Origin of the sequence: Nocardia exalbida NBRC 100660, from assembly GCF_000308575.1 — a bacterium.
Lineage (GTDB): Bacteria > Actinomycetota > Actinomycetes > Mycobacteriales > Mycobacteriaceae > Nocardia > Nocardia exalbida.
Genome location: NZ_BAFZ01000083.1, coordinates 1 through 18,601, shown reverse-complemented (window position 1 = coordinate 18,601; position 18,601 = coordinate 1). Strand labels below are relative to the sequence as shown.

The following is an 18,601-nucleotide window of genomic DNA, read 5'->3' as shown; positions in this document are numbered from 1 at the left end:
CGAGATTATTTCGTGCTTGCCGGTGACGAGGCTCAATCGGTGATGCGGTGCGGGACGAAAGCGGAGCCGTCGTCGGTGATCAGTCCCGCGGTCTCGCGGATGCCGAGGCCCGCCGCGGCGTCGCCGACGATCCACGCGCCGAGCACCGGACGCATGTCGTCGAATTCCGGCAGCGGATCCAGCAACTGGTACACGTAACCTTCCTCGCCGTAGACGCCACCGGTCGCGGTCTCCAAACCGGCGCCGACGATCGTCATATTGGCGCCCTCGCGTCCCAGCTTCGGTTTACGGATGTACTCGGTGAGCTCGTTGGGCTGGTCGAGATAGGCGGGCAGCAGATTCGGGTGGCCCGGGTACATCTCCCACAGCACCGCCAGGATCGCCTTGTTGCTCAGCAGCGTCTTCCACAGCGGCTCGATCCACATGGTCTCCGGCAGGCTGTCCACGACGCGCTTGCCGAAATCGTCGTCGAGCGCCCACTCCCACGGGTAGAGCTTGAAGATCGCCTCGATCGGAGCCTCCGCCAGATCGACGAAACGTTCCAGCACGGAATCGAAGCCGATCTCCTCGATCGGCAGCGCGATGGTGTCGAACCCGGCCTCGGCCGCGGTCTCCTGCATGTAGGCGGTGGTGACGTTGTCCTCACCGGTGGCGTCCGCGCCGGACCAGGTGAAATGCAACTGCGCGCTGGGAAGTACGTCGCGCAGCTCGCCCCACCGTTCGACCAGCTTCTCGTGCAAAGAGTTCCACTGGTCGCCGCCGGGGTAGCGGTCGGTCAGCCAGTGCCACTGCACGATCGCCGCCTCCAGCAGCGAGGTCGGCGTGTCCGCGTTGTACTCCAGCAGTTTCGCCGGGCGCCGCGCGTCGTAACGCAGGTCGAAGCGCCCGTACACGTGCGGGTCGGAGCGCCGCCAGGATTCGGCGATCGGGCTCCAGCTCCATTCGGGCAGGCCGAAATCGGCGTACCGCTCGGTCAACACGATGTGCTCCACCGCGTTCAGGCACATCGAGTGCAGCAGTTCGACGTCGGCCTCCAAGGCGAGGATCTCCGGCATCTCGAACTCGTAGTGCACCGACTCGTCCCAGTACGGCCGCGGCTGACCGCTCGCGTCCCGTCCCGGCGAACCGTAGACCAGGCCCTGGCCCTCGATGATCTGCTGCCAGCCCGCCCGGGGCGTATCCCGCACGCGCCGCATCTACGACCCTCCGCCGGTGCTCTTGCTGCCCAGGCCGCCGCGCTGGATCGTGGTGCCGCTCTTGGTCTTGATCTCGGCGCCTTTCGGTTTGATGGTGGTGCCGCCGGTCGGCGGTCTGCCGACGGTGCCGGTGCCGCCGTAGTAGTAGCGGTACTGCGGGCCGCCGCCGAGGATGATCAAACCGGGACCGACACCGGTGTCGCCGATGAAACCGGGACGACCGTCGCCGCAGTGGGAGTCGTCCACCACGATCTCTTGGCCGTTCTCGACTTTCACGCACTGAGCGGTGACCCGGTCCGGCGCGGTCAGGGCGCGATAGGTCAGGTAGCCGCCGCCGACCAGCGCGGCGACGCCGACAATGGCGGCACCGCCGATCATGACGCGCTTGCGGGTGCGCTTCTTGGCCTCCTCGGCCGCCGCGGCCGCGCGCTGCGCTTCCTCGGCGCGCTTGCGGGCCTTGTCCCTCGCCCGTAGCTCGGCCACCGTGGGCGGGCGGGGCTGGGTCACGCCGGCTTCTTGCCGCTGGATACTGCCGGGACGCGGCGGGTGCTCGGCGGGTGGTTGCTGCTCGGCCGGACCGCTCGGGCTGCCGGGCGGCACCGAAGTGGGCGTCGACCAGTCGATCTCGGACTGCTCGGGGCCACCCGGTGTGGAAGCGGGTCCCGTGCCACCGGAGACGGGCGTCGACCAGTCCTGTCCGTCGCCGGACCCGGGTGTGGCCGCGGTCGGTTCGTTCTCGTCGGGGCGTGGCGTCCCGGACGGCCGCTGGGGATCGTCCCGGCGCTCGTCGTCACCCGGATTCAGCGTGCTCACCGCTGTGCCCCCCTCGTCGCCCGAACCACCACTACCGCTCCTCGAAACCGGTCAAATCACCCCGCGCGGGCTCCCAGCTTTCCACAACCAACCTGACCTGACCAGGAGTATCGCCGGAACGTAGCTGTGCGAGCAACCGCTCGCAGGCCGGTCGCGGTCCCTCGGCGATCACGTGCACCCGGCCGTCCCTGGCATTCCTCGCCTGCCCGACCAGCCCCAGTTCCAGCGCCCGCGACCGAGTCCACCAGCGGAAACCCACGCCCTGGACCAGGCCGTGCACCCAGGCGCTCAACCGAACGGCCTCGTCCATCAGGCCTCGATGTCGAACGACAGCGTCACCTTCGATCCCGCCTTCAGCGTCCGTCCCACCGTGCAGACCTTGTCGATCGCACGCTGCACGGTGACCAGCAACCGCTCGCGGGCCTCGTCGTCGAGCTCGCTGAGATCGAGTTCGAACACTTCGTCCAGCTGCGGGTAGACCTCGTTCTCCCGGTCGGCGTCGCCGGAGACGCGGATGGTCGCGTCGAAGTTGTCGCCGAGTTTGCGCGACAGCGGGAAGTCCGCGCTCAGGCCGGAGCAGGCGGCCAGCGCGATCTTCAGCAGCTCGCCGGGGGTGAACACACCGGGAACGCCCTGCGAACCGATCAGGACCTCGGCGCCACGGGAGCTGCGTCCGGTGTAGGCCCTGGGTCCGGTGCGCTCGACCCACAGCGTGGTGGGCTCCGGCGCGCTCGGCGCCGCGGTGGCGGTGACGGGTGTAGCGGTGTGTTCAGCCATGGGTTCGATCCTGCCATTGTCGTCGCAATCAACTCGCGCGCCTGGCAACGCCGTGCCCCGTCGCGCCATTCCGCGCCGTCGGCGGCCCGTGGCCGGGATTACTCCTGGAACCGGTAACCCATGCCCGCCTCGGTGAGCAGATGCTTCGGGTGCGACGGATCGTCCTCCAGTTTGCGGCGCAATTGCGCCAGATAGACCCGCAGGTAGTGGGTCTCGGTGGCGTAGGACGGGCCCCAGACCTCGCGCAGCAGTTCGCGCCGCCCGACCAGCTTGCCGCGATTGCGGACCAGCATCTCGAGCATGCCCCACTCGGTGGGCGTGAGGTGCACGGTATGGCCTCGCTTGGTGACCCTCTTGGCGGCCAGGTCGACGGTGAACGAGTCGGTGGTCACCACGGGCGCCGAGGCGTCGGAATCGGTGGCGCCGCGCCGGACGGCGGCCCGTAGCCGGGCCAGCAGCTCGTCCATGCCGAACGGTTTGGTCACGTAGTCGTCGGCGCCCGCATCCAGCGCTTCGACCTTGTCGGCGGAATCCGTCCGCGCCGACAGCACGATCACCGGCGCCGAGGTCCAGCCGCGCAATCCCGCGAGCACCTCGATGCCGTCCATGTCCGGCAGGCCGAGGTCGAGGATCACGACGTCCGGGTGCCGGTCGGCGGCCGCGCGCAGACCCGCGCCACCGGTCGCGGCGGTGATCACCTCGTAGCCACGGACCGACAGGTTGATCCGCAGCGCGCGCACGATCTGCGGTTCGTCGTCGACCACGAGCACCTTCGTCGCCATCGCCTCGGGCGTCTTCGTCACAACCGCCGCCTCCTGTGTCGTCACCCGGACACCTCACTCACCCGCGCGCGTCGTTTCGTGCGCTGCGCCGTCGCCCGTGCCGTCCACGTCCGGCGGCTCGCCGCCGGGCAAGTCGACCAGCATGGTCAATCCTCCGCCGGGGGTGGGCTCGGCGTGCACGGTGCCGCCCATCGCTTCGACGAACCCGCGCACCACCGACAGGCCGAGCCCGACTCCGGTGGTGTTGTCCCGGTCCCCGAGGCGCTGGAACGGTTCGAACAGCTGCTCCTCGGTACCTTGCGGCACGCCGGGACCGGTGTCGACGACGGCGATCGAGACCCGCTCGCCCGCCCGTTCCGCGGTGACCCGGACCGTGCCCGCGCGTGGCGCGTGCCGCAGCGCGTTGTCGATCAGGTTGGCCAGTACGCGTTCCAGCAGACCGCTGTCGGCGCGCACCGACACGTCGCCGACCTCGATGCGGACCCGGTCCATCGCGGCGCGGCGCAGTCCGCGCGCACCCATCCCGACGCTCACCAGCGCGCGGTGCACCGCCTCGTCCAGGTAGACCCGCCGCAGTCGCGGGGTGACGACGCCGACCGCGAGCCGGGAAGAATCCAGCAGATTGCCGACCAGCGCGGTGAGCTGGTCCACCGATTCCTCGATCGTCTCCAGCAGTTCGGCGGTGTCCTGCGGGGAGAACTCGATGTCGTCGCTGCGCAGGCTGGACACCGCCGCTTTGGCGCCGGCCAGCGGAGTGCGCAGGTCGTGACCGACCGCCGAGAGCAACGCCCGCCGCAGGCGATCGGCCTCCAGCAGGGCCGCGGCGGCGCCGGCCTCCTCGGCCAGGCGCGCCTGCCGCACCAGGGCGACGGCCTGGTTGGTGACCGCGTTGAGCACCGGCCGGTCCGCCGCCGCCAGCGGTCGGCCCGCCAGCAGCAGCCGGTGACCCCCATCGCCGGCCTCGACCACGGTGTCCGCGTCCGAGGGGCTCCGCGGCGGGTCGGCACCCACTTCGGCGAGCATCCGGTCACCCGACACCAGGCAGACCGCGCGCTGCGCGAAGACCTCTCTGATCTGTTCGAGCAGCCGGGGCAGATCCGCGCCGTGCAGGATGGCGCCGGAGAACATGGTGAGCAGTTCGGCTTGCCGGGATGCCTTGCGCGCCTGGCCGGTTCGTTTCGCGGCCAGATCGACCAGCGCCGCCACCGCGACGGCGACGATGAGCAGCACCACCACGGTGATGAAGCTGTTCGGCTCGGCGATGGTCAGGCTGTAGCGCGGCGGCGCGAAGAACCAGTTCAACAGCAGGCCGGACAGCAGGGCCGAGAACGACGCGGGCACCACGCCGCCGAGCAATGCCACCGCGACCACACCCACGACGAACACGGCGCTGATGCCGCCGAGATCCAGCACGTCGTCGAGGTACGCGGCGCCCAGCGCGCAGACCAGCGCGGGCACCAGCACGGCCGCGAGCCAGGCGGCCACGGGGCGGCGCGGGTGCAGCGCCGAGTACCGCAGCCCGCAGTGGGCCTGCTCGTGCGTCACCATGTGCACGTCGATCTTGCCAGAGCGCTGCACGACGGCGGAGCCGATGCCCTCGTCGAAGATCCGTGCCCAACGGGAGCGGCGTGACGTGCCGAGCACGAGCTGGGTCGCGTTCGCCTCGTGGGCGAACTCGAGCAACGCGGTGGGCACGTCCTCGCCGGTGACGGTGTGCAGCGAGGCGCCCAGACCGGCCGCCAGTTCACGCAGCCGCGCCAGCCGCTCGGTGGACACCCCGGCCAAGCCGTCGCCGCGTACCACATGCACGACCACGAGGTCGGCACTGGATTTGGCGGCGATCCGGCCGGCCCGGCGCACGATGGTCTCCGATTCCGGACCACCGGTCACCGCCACCACGACCCGCTCGCGTGCCTCCCACAGCTCGGTGATGTGGTGGTCGGTGCGGTAGGCCGCCAGTGCGGCGTCCACCTGGTCGGCCAGCCAGAGCAACGCCAATTCACGCAGCGCCGTGAGGTTTCCCGCGCGGAAATAGTTGCGCAACGCCGCGTCGATCTTCTCGGCGGCGTACACGTTGCCGTGCGAAAGTCTGCGCCGCAGCGCTTCCGGGGTGATATCGACCAGCTCGACCTGGTCCGCCCCGCGTACCACCGCGTCCGGCACGGTTTCGCGCTGCTGGATGCCGGTGATCCGCTCCACGACGTCGTTGAGGCTGTCCAGATGCTGCACGTTGACCGTGGAAATCACGTCGATGCCCGCGTCGAGCAGTTCCGCCACGTCCTGCCAGCGCTTCTCGTGGATGCTTCCGGGGGCGTTGGTGTGCGCCAGCTCGTCGACCAGCACCACCGCGGGCGCACGCCGTAGTACCGCCTCGACGTCGAGTTCCGCGAACGTGCTGCCGCGGTACTCGATCGACTTCGGCGGTATTCGTTCGATGCCGTCGAGCATCCTCGCGGTCTTCTCCCTGCCGTGGGTTTCGACCACCCCGGCCACCACATCGCGGCCGCGTTCCAGTCGCCGGTGCGCCTCGCCGAGCATGGCGTAGGTCTTGCCGACTCCCGGCGCGGCGCCGAGGTAGATACGCAGCTGACCGCGTTTCACGTGTTCATCATCGCGCGTCGCGCTGCCGGGGCCGCACAAGGCTCGATCACCACGGCGTGCTGCCACGGGCACGGTGCTGCCGCGCCGCGTCGCCGGTCCACGTCACCGGCGCGCATCGTCCGCCTCGATCATGACCGGTAGGGGCCGCCGCGTCTGTTCACGAGTGCCGAGCGCGCGGATGGCCAGCGCGCAGCAGACGAATGTGGCGACGAGGACGACTACCGACATTGCGATCCCTCTCTTCTCTCCCGGCCGTTCGGCGCCGGTCGCGCTGGAGTGGTCCGCGTGGGCCGGCTCTCCACTTCTACCGCCGCCGGACCCACCGACCTCGATCTTTACGGTGTGCTGACGGTTCACCGGGATTCCTTGACGGGTTACTTGCGGGCCGTCGCGCGGCCGTCAACGAAGCGCAAATGCCCGGCGGCGGAGCATCAAGAAGTCGTCAGGAACCGGCCGGCGGGGCCGGACGGGCGGTTCACTCGCTCTGATGCGCCGCGTCCCGGCGCGCAGAGGGAGGTTGTGGAGTCGTGTCGGTCGTCGTGTTCACCGCGCTCACCGTGGCAGCGTTCGCGCTGCTGGGGTTGGTCCAGCGCGGGGTGGAGAAATTGTGACCGCGAATTGGATCGGCCTGGTTCTGGCTGTCGGCGTGGCGATCTACCTGATCGCGGCGCTGCTGTTTCCCGAGAGGTTCTGAGTGAGCACGACCACCGCCGGGGCCGTTTTCGTGGCGGCCCTGATCCTGGCGCTCGCGCTGGTGCACGTGCCGCTGGGGGATTACATGTACCGGGTGTACGAGGGGCGAAGACACTCTCGGGCCGAACGCCTCGTCTACCGCGCGATCGGCGCGCAACCGGAAGTCGAGCAGCCGTGGCCGGTGTACGCACGCAGTGTGCTGGCCTTCTCGGCGGTCGGCATTCTCTTCCTGTTCTTCTTCCAACTCCTGCAAGGCCGATTGCCGCTGCACCTGAACGATCCGAGCACCACGATGACGCCCGCGCTGGCCTGGAACACCGCGGTCAGTTTCGTGACGAACACCAACTGGCAGAACTACTCCGGTGAATCCACCCAGGGGCACCTGGTGCAGATGGCCGGGCTCGCCGTGCAGAACTTCGTCTCGGCGGCGGTCGGCATGGCCGTGGCGGTTGCGCTGGTGCGCGGTTTCGCCCGCAGGCACACCGGAGACCTCGGGAACTTCTGGGTGGATCTGGTGCGCGGCACGCTGCGCATCCTGCTGCCGATCGCGTTCGTGTTCGCGGTCGTGCTGGTGGCGGGCGGTGTGATCCAGAACTTCCACCTGCACGATCAGGTGGCGCAGACCCTGAACGGCACCGAGCAGACGATCACCGGTGGGCCGGTCGCCAGCCAAGAGGTGATCAAGGAACTGGGCACCAACGGCGGCGGATTCTACAACGCCAACTCCGCGCACCCCTTCGAGAACCCGGCTGCCTGGACCAACTGGATGGAGATCTTCCTGCTGCTGGTGATCAGCTTTTCGCTGCCGCGCACCTTCGGCCGGATGGTGGGCAGCCGCAAGCAGGGCTACGCGATCGTCGCGGTGATGGGGACGATCGCACTGATCAGTGTCGCGTCGACCAATCTTTTCCAGCTCCAGCACCACGGCACTGTGCCGACCGCGATCGGCGCGTCCATGGAGGGCGCCGAACAGCGCTTCGGCGTGGCGAATTCGGCGACCTTCGCCGCCTCGACGACACTGACCTCCACCGGAGCCGTCGACTCGTTCCACGACTCCTACACCAGCCTCGGCGGATTGATGACGATGTTCGATATGCAGCTGGGGGAGGTCGCGCCGGGCGGCACCGGATCGGGTCTGTACGGCATGCTGATACTCGCGGTGATCACCGTGTTCGTCGCGGGTCTCATGGTCGGGCGCACCCCGGAGTACTTGGGCAAGAAGATCACGCCGCGCGAGATCAAGCTCGCGGCATCCTATTTCCTGATCAGCCCGCTGATCGTGCTGGTCGGCACCGCCGCCGCCATGGCGATGCCGGGCCCGCGCGCGAGCATGCTGAATACCGGGCCGCACGGTCTGTCGGAGGTGTTGTACGCGTTCACCTCAGCCGCCAACAACAACGGCTCCGCTTTCGCGGGCCTGACCGGCAACACCGAGTGGTACAACACCGCACTCGGTCTCGCCATGCTCTTCGGCCGCTTTCTGCCGATCATCTTCGTGCTCGCGCTGGCCGGTTCACTGGCCCGGCAGGGCACCACCCCCGCGTCGATCGGCACGCTGCCGACGCACCGGCCGCAGTTCGTCGGCATGGTCGTCGGCGTGACGGTGATCCTGGTCGCGCTCACCTTCCTGCCCGCGCTGGCGCTCGGGCCGCTCGCCGAAGGAATCCACTGACATGTCCAGTTCTGTGATGGATGAGAAGGTTTCGGCGCATGCCGAGCCCGAGCGGCGGCGGGGCGAGAGCGTCCCCGGGGGAGTGCTCGATCCGAGGACGCTGCTGACCTCGTTGCCGGACGCGCTCCGCAAGCTCGATCCGCGCACCCTGTGGCGCAACCCGGTGATGCTCATCGTCGAGCTGGGCGCGGTGTGGTCGACCGTGCTCACACTGACGGATCCGTCCTTTTTCGCCTGGGCGATCGTCGTGTGGCTGTGGCTCACGGTGATCTTCGCGAATCTGGCCGAGGCGGTCGCGGAGGGGCGCGGCAAGGCGCAAGCCGACACACTGCGCAAGGCGAAGACCGACACCGTCGCACGGCGGCTGGTCGAGTGGTCGCCGGGCGCGCGGGTGGTCGAGGAGCGCGTCGCCGCTGCGGGACTGCGCCGCGGCGATCACGTCCTGGTCGAGGCCGGGCAGGTGATCCCGGGCGATGGCGACGTCGTGGAAGGCATCGCCTCGGTCGACGAGTCGGCGATCACCGGTGAATCCGCGCCGGTGATCCGGGAATCCGGCGGTGACCGGTCGGCGGTGACCGGCGGCACCACCGTGCTGTCGGACCGGATCGTCGTGCGGATAACCCAGGAGCCGGGGCGCAGCTTCATCGACAAGATGATCGCGCTGGTGGAGGGCGCGAGCAGGCAGAAGACCCCGAACGAGATCGCGCTGAACATCCTGCTGGCGGCGCTGACGATCATCTTCGTCTTCGCGGTCGTCACCCTGCAGCCGATGGCGATCTTCAGCAAGTCGAACAATCCGGGGGCGCCGGACAGCACGGCGCTGGACACGCACGGCGTCACCGGCATCGTGCTGGTCTCGCTGCTGGTGTGCCTGATACCCACGACCATCGGCGCGCTGCTCTCGGCGATCGGCATCGCGGGCATGGATCGCCTGGTGCAGCGCAACGTGCTCGCCATGTCCGGTCGTGCCGTCGAGGCCGCGGGCGATGTGAACACGCTGCTGCTGGACAAGACCGGCACCATCACCCTCGGCAATCGACAGGCCACGAACTTCGTCCCGGTGCCCGGCGTGAGCGAGGACGAATTGGCCGACGCCGCACAGCTTTCCAGCCTGGCCGACGAGACGCCGGAAGGCCGCTCCATCGTCGTCCACGCCAAGCAGACCCATGGGCTGCGGGAGCGGACGGCAGGCGAGTTGGCCCACGCGCGGTGGGTCGAGTTCACCGCGCAGACCCGGATGTCGGGCGTCGACCTGGACGGCCGCCGGTTGCGCAAGGGCGCGGCGGGCGCGGTCACCGACTGGGTGCGGGCCCAGGGCGGTGCGGTGCCCGGCGAACTCGGCGCGACCGTCGACGGCATCTCCGCGGCCGGCGGTACGCCGCTGGTCGTGGGCCGGGTAGCCGACGGCGTCGCGCGCGTGCTGGGGGTGATCCAGCTCGAGGACGTGGTGAAGCAGGGGATGCGTGAACGGTTCGACGAGATGCGCCGGATGGGCATCCGGACCGTGATGATCACCGGTGACAATCCGTTGACGGCCCGGGCGATCGCCGACGCGGCCGGGGTCGACGACTTCCTCGCCGAGGCGACGCCGGAGGACAAGCTGGCGCTGATCAAGCGGGAACAGGAGGGCGGACGGCTGGTCGCGATGACCGGTGACGGCACCAACGACGCGCCCGCGCTGGCGCAGGCCGACGTGGGCGTCGCGATGAACACCGGCACCTCGGCCGCCAAGGAGGCGGGCAACATGGTCGATCTGGACTCCGATCCGACCAAGCTGATCGAGATCGTGGAGATCGGCAAGCAGTTGCTGATCACCCGCGGCGCACTGACCACGTTCTCCATCGCCAACGACATCGCCAAGTACTTCGCCATCATTCCGGCGCTGTTCGTGACGCTGTTCCCCGGTCTGGACCGGCTCAATGTGATGCGCCTGGCCAGTCCGCAGTCGGCGATCCTGTCGGCGGTGATCTTCAACGCCCTCGTCATCGTGGCGCTCATCCCGCTCGCGCTGCGCGGGGTGCGCTACCGGCCGTCCCACGCGTCGAAGTTGCTCAGCCGAAATCTCACCGTCTACGGGCTCGGCGGCGTCATCGCGCCGTTCCTCGGCATCAAACTCATCGACCTCGTTGTCCACTTCCTCCCCGGGATGTCCTGAGATGCGCCTTTCGACCTGGATCCGACAGCAGCTCGCCGCGTTGCGCGCCCTGCTCGTGCTCACGGCGATCACCGGAATCGGCTATCCCCTGGTGGTACTCGCGGCGGCGCAGCTACCCGGGCTGCACGACAAGGCGGACGGTTCACTGCTCGAGGCGAACGGATCGGTCGTTGGTTCCGCCCTCATCGGTCAATCGTTCACCGACGACGACGGCGCCGCCCTCGCGCAGTATTTCCAGAGCCGCCCGTCGGCCGCTGGTCACGGCTACGACCCGATGGCCACGGCGGCGAGCAATCTCGGACCGGAGGACATCGTGGACACCGCGTCGCGGCCGAGCTTGCTCACCACCGTGTGTGCGCGTAGCAAGGCGGTCGGCGACCGTGAGGGGGTCGACGGCAGCCGCCCGTTCTGCACGAAAGACGGTGTGGGCGCGGTCCTCTCGGTGATCGGTCCTCGTGGCGCCGACGGCGACGTGGCGCATCCGGTGCAGGTCGTCGGCGTCAACCAGGTCTGCCCCGCGCGGCCGTTCCTCGCCACCTATCGCGGAGTGCGTGTCGAATGTGCCGAACCCGGAAGGGACTACACCCTCGGCCGTATCGTGCCGATTCGCGGTGACGCCCCCGACGCCCCGGCGGTGCCCGCGGACGCCGTATCCGCGAGCGGCAGTGGGCTGGACCCCCATATCTCACCGGAGTACGCGACCATTCAGGTGGCACGCGTCGCGAAGGCACGCGGGATCACCGAGGGGCAGGTGCGGGCACTGGTCGACGAACACACCCGCGGCCGGACCCTGGGGTTCCTGGGTGAGGCGCGGGTCGACGTCCTGCGATTGAATCTGGATCTGGATCAGCGCTACCCCTACCGCGGCTGAGCGGGAGCGCGGGTGGCCGCACTCGATCCACCCGCGCTCCTCGAGGTCTCAGTGACCGCGGGCGATCCACTCGGCCAGGAACGGTTTCTCCGCGCCGATGGTGGTGGAATCGCCGTGCCCGGTGTGCACCGCGGTTTCCTCCGGCAGCGTCAGCAGGCGTTCGCGGATCGACTCGATGATCGTGCCGAAATCGGAGAATGAGCGGCCGGTCGCGCCGGGCCCGCCCGCGAACAGTGTGTCGCCCGTGAACACGGCTTTCGCGTCCGGCAGGTGCAGGGCGACCGATCCGGGGGAGTGCCCAGGCGTGTGCAGGACGTGGATCTCGGTGTCGGCTACCGCGATCCGATCGCCGTCCCCGAGCGGCTGGTAGCCGGCGTCCGGGTGGGTCGTCCGCCACAGCGGCTCGTCGCCGGGATGCAGCAGGACCGGTGCGTTCAAGCGTTCGGCGAGTTCGGGCGCCACCGTCACGTGATCGTTGTGCCCGTGGGTGCACACGATCGCGCGGACGGCGCGGCCCGCGACCGCCGCGACGATCGGGCCCGCGTCGTGGGCGGCATCGATGACGACCACCTCGTCGTCGTCACCCACCAGCCAGATGTTGTTGTCCACCGCCCAGGTGCCGCCGTCCAGGCAGAAGTCGCCGGAGGTGACGACGCGGTCGATGCGGGCGGTCACCAGACCACCACCGAGCGCAGCACATCGCCGGTGTGCATCTCGGCGAAGGCCCGCTCCACCTGGTCGAGCCCGATGCGTTCGGTGACGAAGCGGTCCAGCGGCAGCCGTCCCTGGCGGTGCAGGCCGATCAGGGTGGGGAAGTCGCGTTCCGGCAGGCAGTCGCCGTACCAGGAGGATTTCAGCGCGCCGCCGCGGGAGAACAGGTCCAGCAGCGGCATCTCGATGGTCATCTCCGGAGTCGGCACGCCGACGAGCACCACCGTGCCGGCCAGGTCGCGGCCGTAGAACGCCTGCTTCCAGGTCTCCGGTCGCCCGACGGCCTCGATGACGACGTCGGCGCCCCACCCGCCGGTGTATTCCCGGATCTTCTCGACCACGTCCTCGGTGGTGGCGTCGATCGTGTGGGTGGCGCCGAAGTCCGTGGCCCAGCGCAGTTTCCGGGCGTCGCGGTCCACCGCGATGATGGTTTCGGCCCCCGCCAGCCGGGCTCCGGCGATCGCCGCGTCCCCGACGCCGCCGCAGCCGATCACCGCGACGCTGTCGCCGATCGAGACGTTGCCGGTGTGCAGCGCCGCGCCGATGCCCGCCATCACGCCGCAGCCGAGCAGGCCTGCCACCGCGGGGTCGGCCGCCGGATCGACCTTGGTGCACTGGCCCTCGTGCACCAAGGTCTTGTCGGCGAACGCTCCGATGCCCAGCGCGGGGGTCAGCTCGGTCCCGTCGGCGAGCGTCATCTTCTTGCTCGCGTTGCGGCTGTCGAAGCAGTACCAGGGACGGCCCCGTTTGCACGCCCGGCACTCGCCGCAGACCGCGCGCCAGTTGAGGATCACGTAGTCCCCCTCCGCCACGTGGGTGACCGCGGCGCCCACGGTTTCCACCACGCCCGCCGCCTCGTGACCGAGCAGGAACGGGAAATCGTCGGTGATACCGCCTTCGCGATAGTGCAGGTCGGTGTGGCAGACGCCGCAAGCCTGCACCCGCACCACCACGTCGTGTGGTCCGGGGTCCGGGATCACCACCTCGACGATCTCGACCGGTGCGCCTTTGCTGCGGGCCACGACCCCGCGGACGGTTTCCGACACCTGTTCCTCCTCCAGCGAGTTGATCGGGACGCGGAGCCGGCCGTTCGGTGGGCCCGCGAGCCGAACACCTGTCCATACAGTTGTTCTCGTCCATCCGAACATTACCGCCGCCGGGTGGGAAGTCCGCGGTTTCGGACGCCGAACGCCCCGGGGTTGACATTCCACTTTGGAGGGTTATGCTGGATCTATATTCCACTATGGAGTGTGGAACCGTCGATAGGACCAGGCATGGAGATCTCCACCGGCACCCGCGCCTCGAATGCCGAACGCGACGCCGTGGTGCGCCTGCTCGGCAGGCATATGGCAGACGGGCGGCTCGATCTGGCCGAATACGACCAGCGCGTCGCTCAGGTGTACGCCACCACCGATCGTGAGGACCTGCGCTCGGTGCTGTCCGATCTGCCCGAACTCGGCAAGGATGCCGTCGCACCGGCTTCCGCGCGCCCGCGTATCCCGATCTGGCAGCGCATCGAGGGCAGCACCTGGCTCGCCGTGAGCCTGCTGGTGCTCGTGATCTGGGGTGCGGTTTCGCTGAGCGTCGGTGCCTTGACCTACTTCTGGCCGATCTGGGTGATCGGCCCGTGGGGCGCCGTCCTCGCCTTCCGTGTGGTGGCAGGCTTCGAGAACGGCCGGTTCACCCACCGCGCGAGCTGAGCTCCGCTCCTCGGCGCTGTCACCCGGAGCACCGGGTGACAGCGCCGATTTCGTGTCCTACCACCCGCGCCGCGAGGGAGATTCGTGCGAGGGGGACGGGGTTTCGCGCCGTGCGCGCTGATGGCGGCGGTCGGGTGGCGGTTGGTCGTAGGTCCGTTCCGGGGTTCGTTCGGACGGTATGGCCCGGTCCCGGCGGCCGGTCCTCGGCTCGAAGTCCGTAGGCGGCTGAAGGTTGCGCCCTGACTGCCGACCGGGTCGTGAACGAGGGGAATCGGTCTCGTCGGGGTAGCGATCCGGCTGCCTGGCGACGTGCTGGTCGTCGTCGGCGAGTTCGCGGTGTCGACGTCTCGGGAGGTCGGGACGGCCGGGGGTCGGCCGGGTGGGCACTTGCGGCTCTTCCGCACCGGGCCACCGATCGCCGCGCTGCGCCGATTCGGGTTCGCCGCGTCGACGGCGCGCCGGGGGCGTTCGCGCGCCCGAGCCGTGGTCGTCGGACCGGAGGTTCTGTTGCCCCACGTCGTCGCGTGATCGTCGATCGGCGCCGGAGCGGCGGGATGAGGGTCGGGCGGCGCTTGGTGTGGAGCGCTGCTCGGAGGGTCTCGGAGCGGCCGGAGGTCGTTCGCGACCGGACGAGAGTCGGGCATGGTCGTCGTCCGCAGCTTTGGCCGACCGGCGTGCGGTCCCGGTGCCGGACGCGTCATCGGGCAATTTGCGGAGGGACTTGCCCGCGCGCGGAGGTTGCGGTGGACGGCCCGGCTGGAGGACGGGTAGTTCGCGGGTGGTCTGCGCGGCGTTGACGCCCTTCTCCCGGTAGGTCGCGGGAATGGCGTGGGCGCGTAGCCATGCGCCGGGGTCTTCGCGGGCACCGGCGTCCAGCCAGGGAATGGTGTCCTCGAGCAGATCGAGGAGGTCGCCGGGCCCGTCGCCGAGGGCCCTGCGAATCGCGTGGAAGGCGTCGGGGTGGAACGTCCACTTCCATTCGGAGGGCGGATGCGCACCGCCGTGCCACCGGCCGTGCACGACGAGGTCGCCGGAGCGGCCGATCCTGGCTCGCACCGTTCGCCTGCTCGATTCGATGACGAGTTCGCCCGTCTCGGTGCGGGTGATCTGCTCTGTCTCGTCCTGGTCGTCGAGTTCGCCGGGGTCGGCTTCGTCGTCGGGGTCGACGCGGCGAATCCATTTCGTCATCGCGTTCAAGGCCGGCAGGGGAAGCCGTTCGCCCGAGGCGCCGAGGCGGGTGATCCGCAATGTCCGCGCAATCCCGGCGACGAGATCGGCGCGCCCAGCGGATTCCTCGGCTTCGAGCAGGTCGTCGTCTTCGAGGTCGGCCATGGGAGCAGGCCTCGCGGCCGCCTCCGGGCGACGCGCTCGCTCGCCCCTGCTGTACGCCGTGTCCGCCCCACGTCCGGTTCGACCGGGAAAATTCCCAGGACTGGGAGTTTCGTACTGCTCGGCGTCGTCCCACGGCGGATCGGCGTCCTGCTCCAGCCCCCGCAGTTTGATTTCGAACCACGCCGCGGCCAGGGCGGCCGCACCGAGAGCGACCGCGACCGCCACCTCCACCCGCACATCGCCGAGCAGCGCGCTCTTGCTGCGCTCGCAGGCGTGCAGGAACACCAGGCTGCCGAGTACCAGCCCCGTGATCCGGGCAAGGCGCAGCCGCGTGCTCGTCCCTGGTGAGGGGGCAGACATCGTGGTGCGCTCCCGAACGTTCCGCTGGCGAATCAGAGGGATCGTATGTGGCCGGAGCGCGCGGCGTCAGTGCCAGTTCGAGACCGCCCCGATTCGGCGGATCGACGAGCCCGGAAGCGGACCGGCGATCGAGCGAACACGCAGGGGCGTCGCACCGTCGCGGGCGAGGGCCCAATGGTTCGCGGTGCGCGCGCCACCGGTCTCGACCGGGTGCCACGAACAGTGCGACGCGCCGTCCGGGCAAACCCCGGGCACATCGAAATGCGCGCGAACCGGCGGCGAGTCGATAACCTACCGATATCGCCGAACCGCCACTCGGCCGCGCGCGCCGTCGGGACCGCGGAGCGCCCGGCACGCGACGGATACCATGACTGGTCGCCGGATGCGCTGCCTCGACCGCGCGGAACGCCGACCGGGCAGAACACGGAAAGGTCGTCGAACTTGCACCTGAAGAGTCTGACGTTGAAGGGCTTCAAATCCTTCGCGTCCGCGACGACCCTGCGGTTGGAGCCGGGCATCACGTGCGTGGTCGGTCCGAATGGATCGGGCAAGTCGAACGTCGTCGACGCGCTCACCTGGGTGATGGGCGAGCAGGGTGCGAAGGCGCTGCGCGGCGGCAAGATGCAGGACGTCATCTTCGCGGGCACGGCGGGGCGCGCGCCGCTCGGCCGCGCCGAGGTCACGCTGACCATCGACAATTCCGACGGCGCACTGCCGATCGACTACGCCGAGGTCTCCATCACCCGGCGCATGTTCCGCGACGGGGCGGGCGAATACGAGATCAACGGCAACTCCTGCCGCCTGATGGACGTGCAGGAACTGCTCAGCGACTCCGGTATCGGCCGCGAGATGCACGTCATCGTGGGGCAGGGGCAGCTGTCGGCGATCCTGGAGTCGCGCCCGGAGGACCGCCGCGCGTTCGTCGAAGAGGCCGCCGGTGTGCTCAAGCACCGCAAGCGCAAGGAGAAGGCGGTCCGCAAGCTGGAGGCCATGCAGGCCAATCTGGCCCGGCTCACCGACCTCACCACCGAACTGCGCAGGCAACTCAAACCGTTGGGCAGGCAGGCCGAGGTGGCCCGAAGGGCGCAGACCGTGCAGGCCGATCTGCGTGACGCGCGGCTGCGCCTGGCCGCCGACGACCTGGTCACCCGCCGCGCGGAGCTGGCAGGTCAGCAGAGCAAGGAGGCCTACGCGCGCGAGCAGCAGATCACCGTGCAGTCCGAGCTGGACGCCGCCAACGCGGCGCTGGCGCAGCAGGAATTCCAGCTGTCCCGGTTGACGCCGAGCGCCGAGGCTGCCGCCCAGATCTGGTTCCAGCTCTCCGCGCTGGCCGAGCGGGTCAACGCGACCATCCGCATCGCGGGCGACCGGGCGCGGCACCTGGACACCACAGCTCCGGTCGGCGCGGGCCGCGACCCCGAGCAGCTCGAGGCCGAGGCCGATCGTGTCGAGGCGGAGGAGGCCGAGTTGCGCGAGGCGGTCGAGATGGCCACCGAGACGCTGGAGGCGGCCAGAGACCAGCTGGCCGAACGTGAACACACCGCCAAGGCCGCCGAGCAGGCGCACCTGGCCGCGGTGCGGGCGATCGCCGACCGGCGCGAGGGCGTGGCCCGGTTGGCGGGCAAGGTGGACACCTTGCGGGCCAGGGCGCAGTCGGTGGACGCGGAGATCGCGCGCCTGTCGGTCGCCATCGCCGACGCCCGCCATCGCGGTGAGGCCGCCCAAGCCGAATTCGACACGGTGCAGACCGAACTCGACGAACTCGACGCGGGCGAGGCCGGTCTGGACGCCCAGCACGAGCACGCGGTACAAGCCCTGGAACTGGCCGATCAGCGCGTCACCGAACTGCGCGAACAGGACCGCGACGCGAGCAAGCGGGTCGCCTCGCTCGGCGCGCGCATCGAGGCGCTCGGGATGAACCTGGCGCGCCGCGACGGGGTGGCCTGGCTGGTGGAGCACCGCGAACAGGGCTTGCTCGGTCCGCTCTCGGCGTTGCTGCGCGTGCACGGTGGGTATGAGGCCGCCGTCGCCGCCGCGCTCGGCCCGCTGGCCGACGCCGTCGCCGCCGACACCGGCGAGTCCGCGCACGCCGCCATCCAGGCGCTCAAGGACGCCGACGGTGGTCGCGCCGCGGTCGTCTTCGGCACCGAGAGCGCCGAGGGGCCGCACCCGGGCGCATTGCCCGGCGGTGCCCGCTGGCTGGTCGACGTGGTGGAGTGCCCCGACACCGTGCGCGGCGCGATCGCGGCGCTGACCGCGGGAATCGCCGTGGCCGAGGATCTGCCCGCCGCCCGCGCGCTGGTCGCCTCCCGGCCCGGCCTGCGCGTGGTCACCCGCGACGGCGACCTCGCCGGAAACGGCTGGCTGCTCGGTGGTTCCGATCGGGCGCCCAGCCAGCTGGAGATCCAGGCCGACATCGATGCCGCCAAGGCCGAGCTGGTGTCCGCGCAGCGGCGCGCCGAGGAACTCGAGGCCGCGCTGTCCGGCGCGCTCGAGGAACAGGCCGACCGCAAGGACGCCGTCGATCAGGCACTGCTCGCCCTGCACGAATCCGATCAGGCGCTGGTGGCGATCTACGAGCGGCTGGGCAGGCTCGGCCAGACCGCCCGCACCGCGCACGCGGAGAGCGAACGGTTGCTCGGCCAGCGCGACGACGCCGAGGCCAACCGGGAAGAGGCGCTGGCCGCGCTGGCCGACCTGGAGGATCGCCTGCGGCACGCGGAACTCGAACAGTCCGAGGTGGATGCCGACGGCGTGGGCGCCGCGGGTACCGAAGCCGCGGGCCGCGCGCGCGAGGAGGCGGCGTCCGCCCTGGCCGAGGCGCGCGCGATGGAGGTGGAGGCCCGGCTCGCCGTGCGCACCGCCGAGGAACGCGCGGAATCGGTACGCGGCAAGGCGGAGTCGCTACGCCGCGCAGCCCGTGCCGAGCGGGAGAACC

Annotated in this window: 16 protein-coding genes; 6 read left to right on the top strand and 10 right to left on the bottom strand. The window is 70.0% G+C overall.

All coding sequences use genetic code 11. The annotated features are described in order from the left end of the window. Positions 1-32: 32 nt before the first annotated feature. The 7 genes from ON29_RS19970 to ON29_RS35975 all read right to left on the bottom strand — a co-directional run bounded on the left by ON29_RS19970 (position 33) and on the right by ON29_RS35975 (position 6,526). A complete protein-coding gene (locus ON29_RS19970; protein WP_040868371.1) occupies positions 33-1,196 on the bottom strand; it encodes a glutathionylspermidine synthase family protein in 1,164 nt (387 codons plus the stop codon). Further along, entirely contained in the window at positions 1,197-2,009 is an 813-nt protein-coding gene (locus ON29_RS36700; protein WP_051175400.1) for a hypothetical protein, read from the bottom strand. 31 nt (positions 2,010-2,040) lie between these two features. Further along, a complete protein-coding gene (locus ON29_RS19960) occupies positions 2,041-2,319 on the bottom strand; it encodes an acylphosphatase (RefSeq protein ID WP_040868369.1) in 279 nt (92 codons plus the stop codon). Next, positions 2,319-2,786: an OsmC family protein gene (locus ON29_RS19955; protein WP_040868367.1), complete on the bottom strand. Its 468-nt coding sequence runs from the start codon at positions 2,784-2,786 to the stop codon at positions 2,319-2,321. Before ON29_RS19955 ends, ON29_RS19960 begins: the two co-directional genes overlap by 1 nt. Positions 2,787-2,884: 98 nt before the next feature. Beyond that, positions 2,885-3,568, bottom strand: coding sequence for a response regulator (locus ON29_RS19950; RefSeq protein ID WP_040868444.1), 684 nt, complete (start codon positions 3,566-3,568; stop codon positions 2,885-2,887). 54 nt (positions 3,569-3,622) lie between these two features. After that, the gene (locus ON29_RS19945; RefSeq protein WP_051175403.1) at positions 3,623-6,169 is read right to left on the bottom strand and encodes an ATP-binding protein; all 2,547 of its coding nucleotides are present in this window, start codon (positions 6,167-6,169) and stop codon (positions 3,623-3,625) included. A 102-nt stretch (positions 6,170-6,271) separates the two neighbouring features. Further along, on the bottom strand, positions 6,272-6,526 hold the full coding sequence (locus tag ON29_RS35975; protein WP_157172838.1) for a hypothetical protein: 255 nt from the start codon (positions 6,524-6,526) through the stop codon (positions 6,272-6,274). A 130-nt stretch (positions 6,527-6,656) separates the two neighbouring features. On the opposite strand from ON29_RS35975, the gene kdpF reads away from it, so the two are divergent. From kdpF to ON29_RS19925, 4 genes are read left to right on the top strand one after another with little or no spacing between them, the layout of a single operon-like run. Beyond that, positions 6,657-6,863, top strand: a complete 207-nt coding sequence (kdpF, locus tag ON29_RS37800; RefSeq protein ID WP_083863857.1) for a K(+)-transporting ATPase subunit F — start codon at positions 6,657-6,659, stop codon at positions 6,861-6,863. After that, positions 6,864-8,534, top strand: a complete 1,671-nt coding sequence (kdpA, locus tag ON29_RS19935; RefSeq protein WP_040868366.1) for a potassium-transporting ATPase subunit KdpA — start codon at positions 6,864-6,866, stop codon at positions 8,532-8,534. A 16-nt stretch (positions 8,535-8,550) separates the two neighbouring features. Next, positions 8,551-10,689, top strand: a complete 2,139-nt coding sequence (gene kdpB / locus ON29_RS19930; protein WP_373283893.1) for a potassium-transporting ATPase subunit KdpB — start codon at positions 8,551-8,553, stop codon at positions 10,687-10,689. A 1-nt stretch (position 10,690) separates the two neighbouring features. Then, entirely contained in the window at positions 10,691-11,560 is an 870-nt protein-coding gene (locus ON29_RS19925; protein WP_040868363.1) for a potassium-transporting ATPase subunit C, read from the top strand. A 48-nt stretch (positions 11,561-11,608) separates the two neighbouring features. Here ON29_RS19925 and ON29_RS19920 read toward each other — a convergent pair whose 3' ends face one another. Together ON29_RS19920 and ON29_RS19915 are read right to left on the bottom strand one after the other, a co-directional pair. Further along, positions 11,609-12,238: an MBL fold metallo-hydrolase gene (locus ON29_RS19920; RefSeq protein ID WP_217999230.1), complete on the bottom strand. Its 630-nt coding sequence runs from the start codon at positions 12,236-12,238 to the stop codon at positions 11,609-11,611. Then, entirely contained in the window at positions 12,232-13,317 is a 1,086-nt protein-coding gene (locus tag ON29_RS19915; protein ID WP_040868440.1) for an S-(hydroxymethyl)mycothiol dehydrogenase, read from the bottom strand. The genes ON29_RS19920 and ON29_RS19915 overlap by 7 nt, the downstream gene beginning before the upstream one ends. Positions 13,318-13,545: 228 nt before the next feature. Here ON29_RS19915 and ON29_RS19910 point away from each other — a divergent pair, with 228 nt between their 5' ends. Further along, positions 13,546-13,971, top strand: a complete 426-nt coding sequence (locus tag ON29_RS19910) for a DUF1707 SHOCT-like domain-containing protein (protein WP_040868359.1) — start codon at positions 13,546-13,548, stop codon at positions 13,969-13,971. Between the two features lie 57 nt (positions 13,972-14,028). Here ON29_RS19910 and ON29_RS19905 read toward each other — a convergent pair whose 3' ends face one another. Beyond that, on the bottom strand, positions 14,029-15,663 hold the full coding sequence (locus tag ON29_RS19905) for a hypothetical protein (protein WP_157172837.1): 1,635 nt from the start codon (positions 15,661-15,663) through the stop codon (positions 14,029-14,031). Positions 15,664-16,104: 441 nt separating this feature from the next. On the opposite strand from ON29_RS19905, the gene smc reads away from it, so the two are divergent. Then, positions 16,105-18,601 (top strand): chromosome segregation protein SMC (smc, locus tag ON29_RS19895; RefSeq protein WP_040868438.1); only part of this gene is annotated, 2,497 nt, incomplete at its 3' end.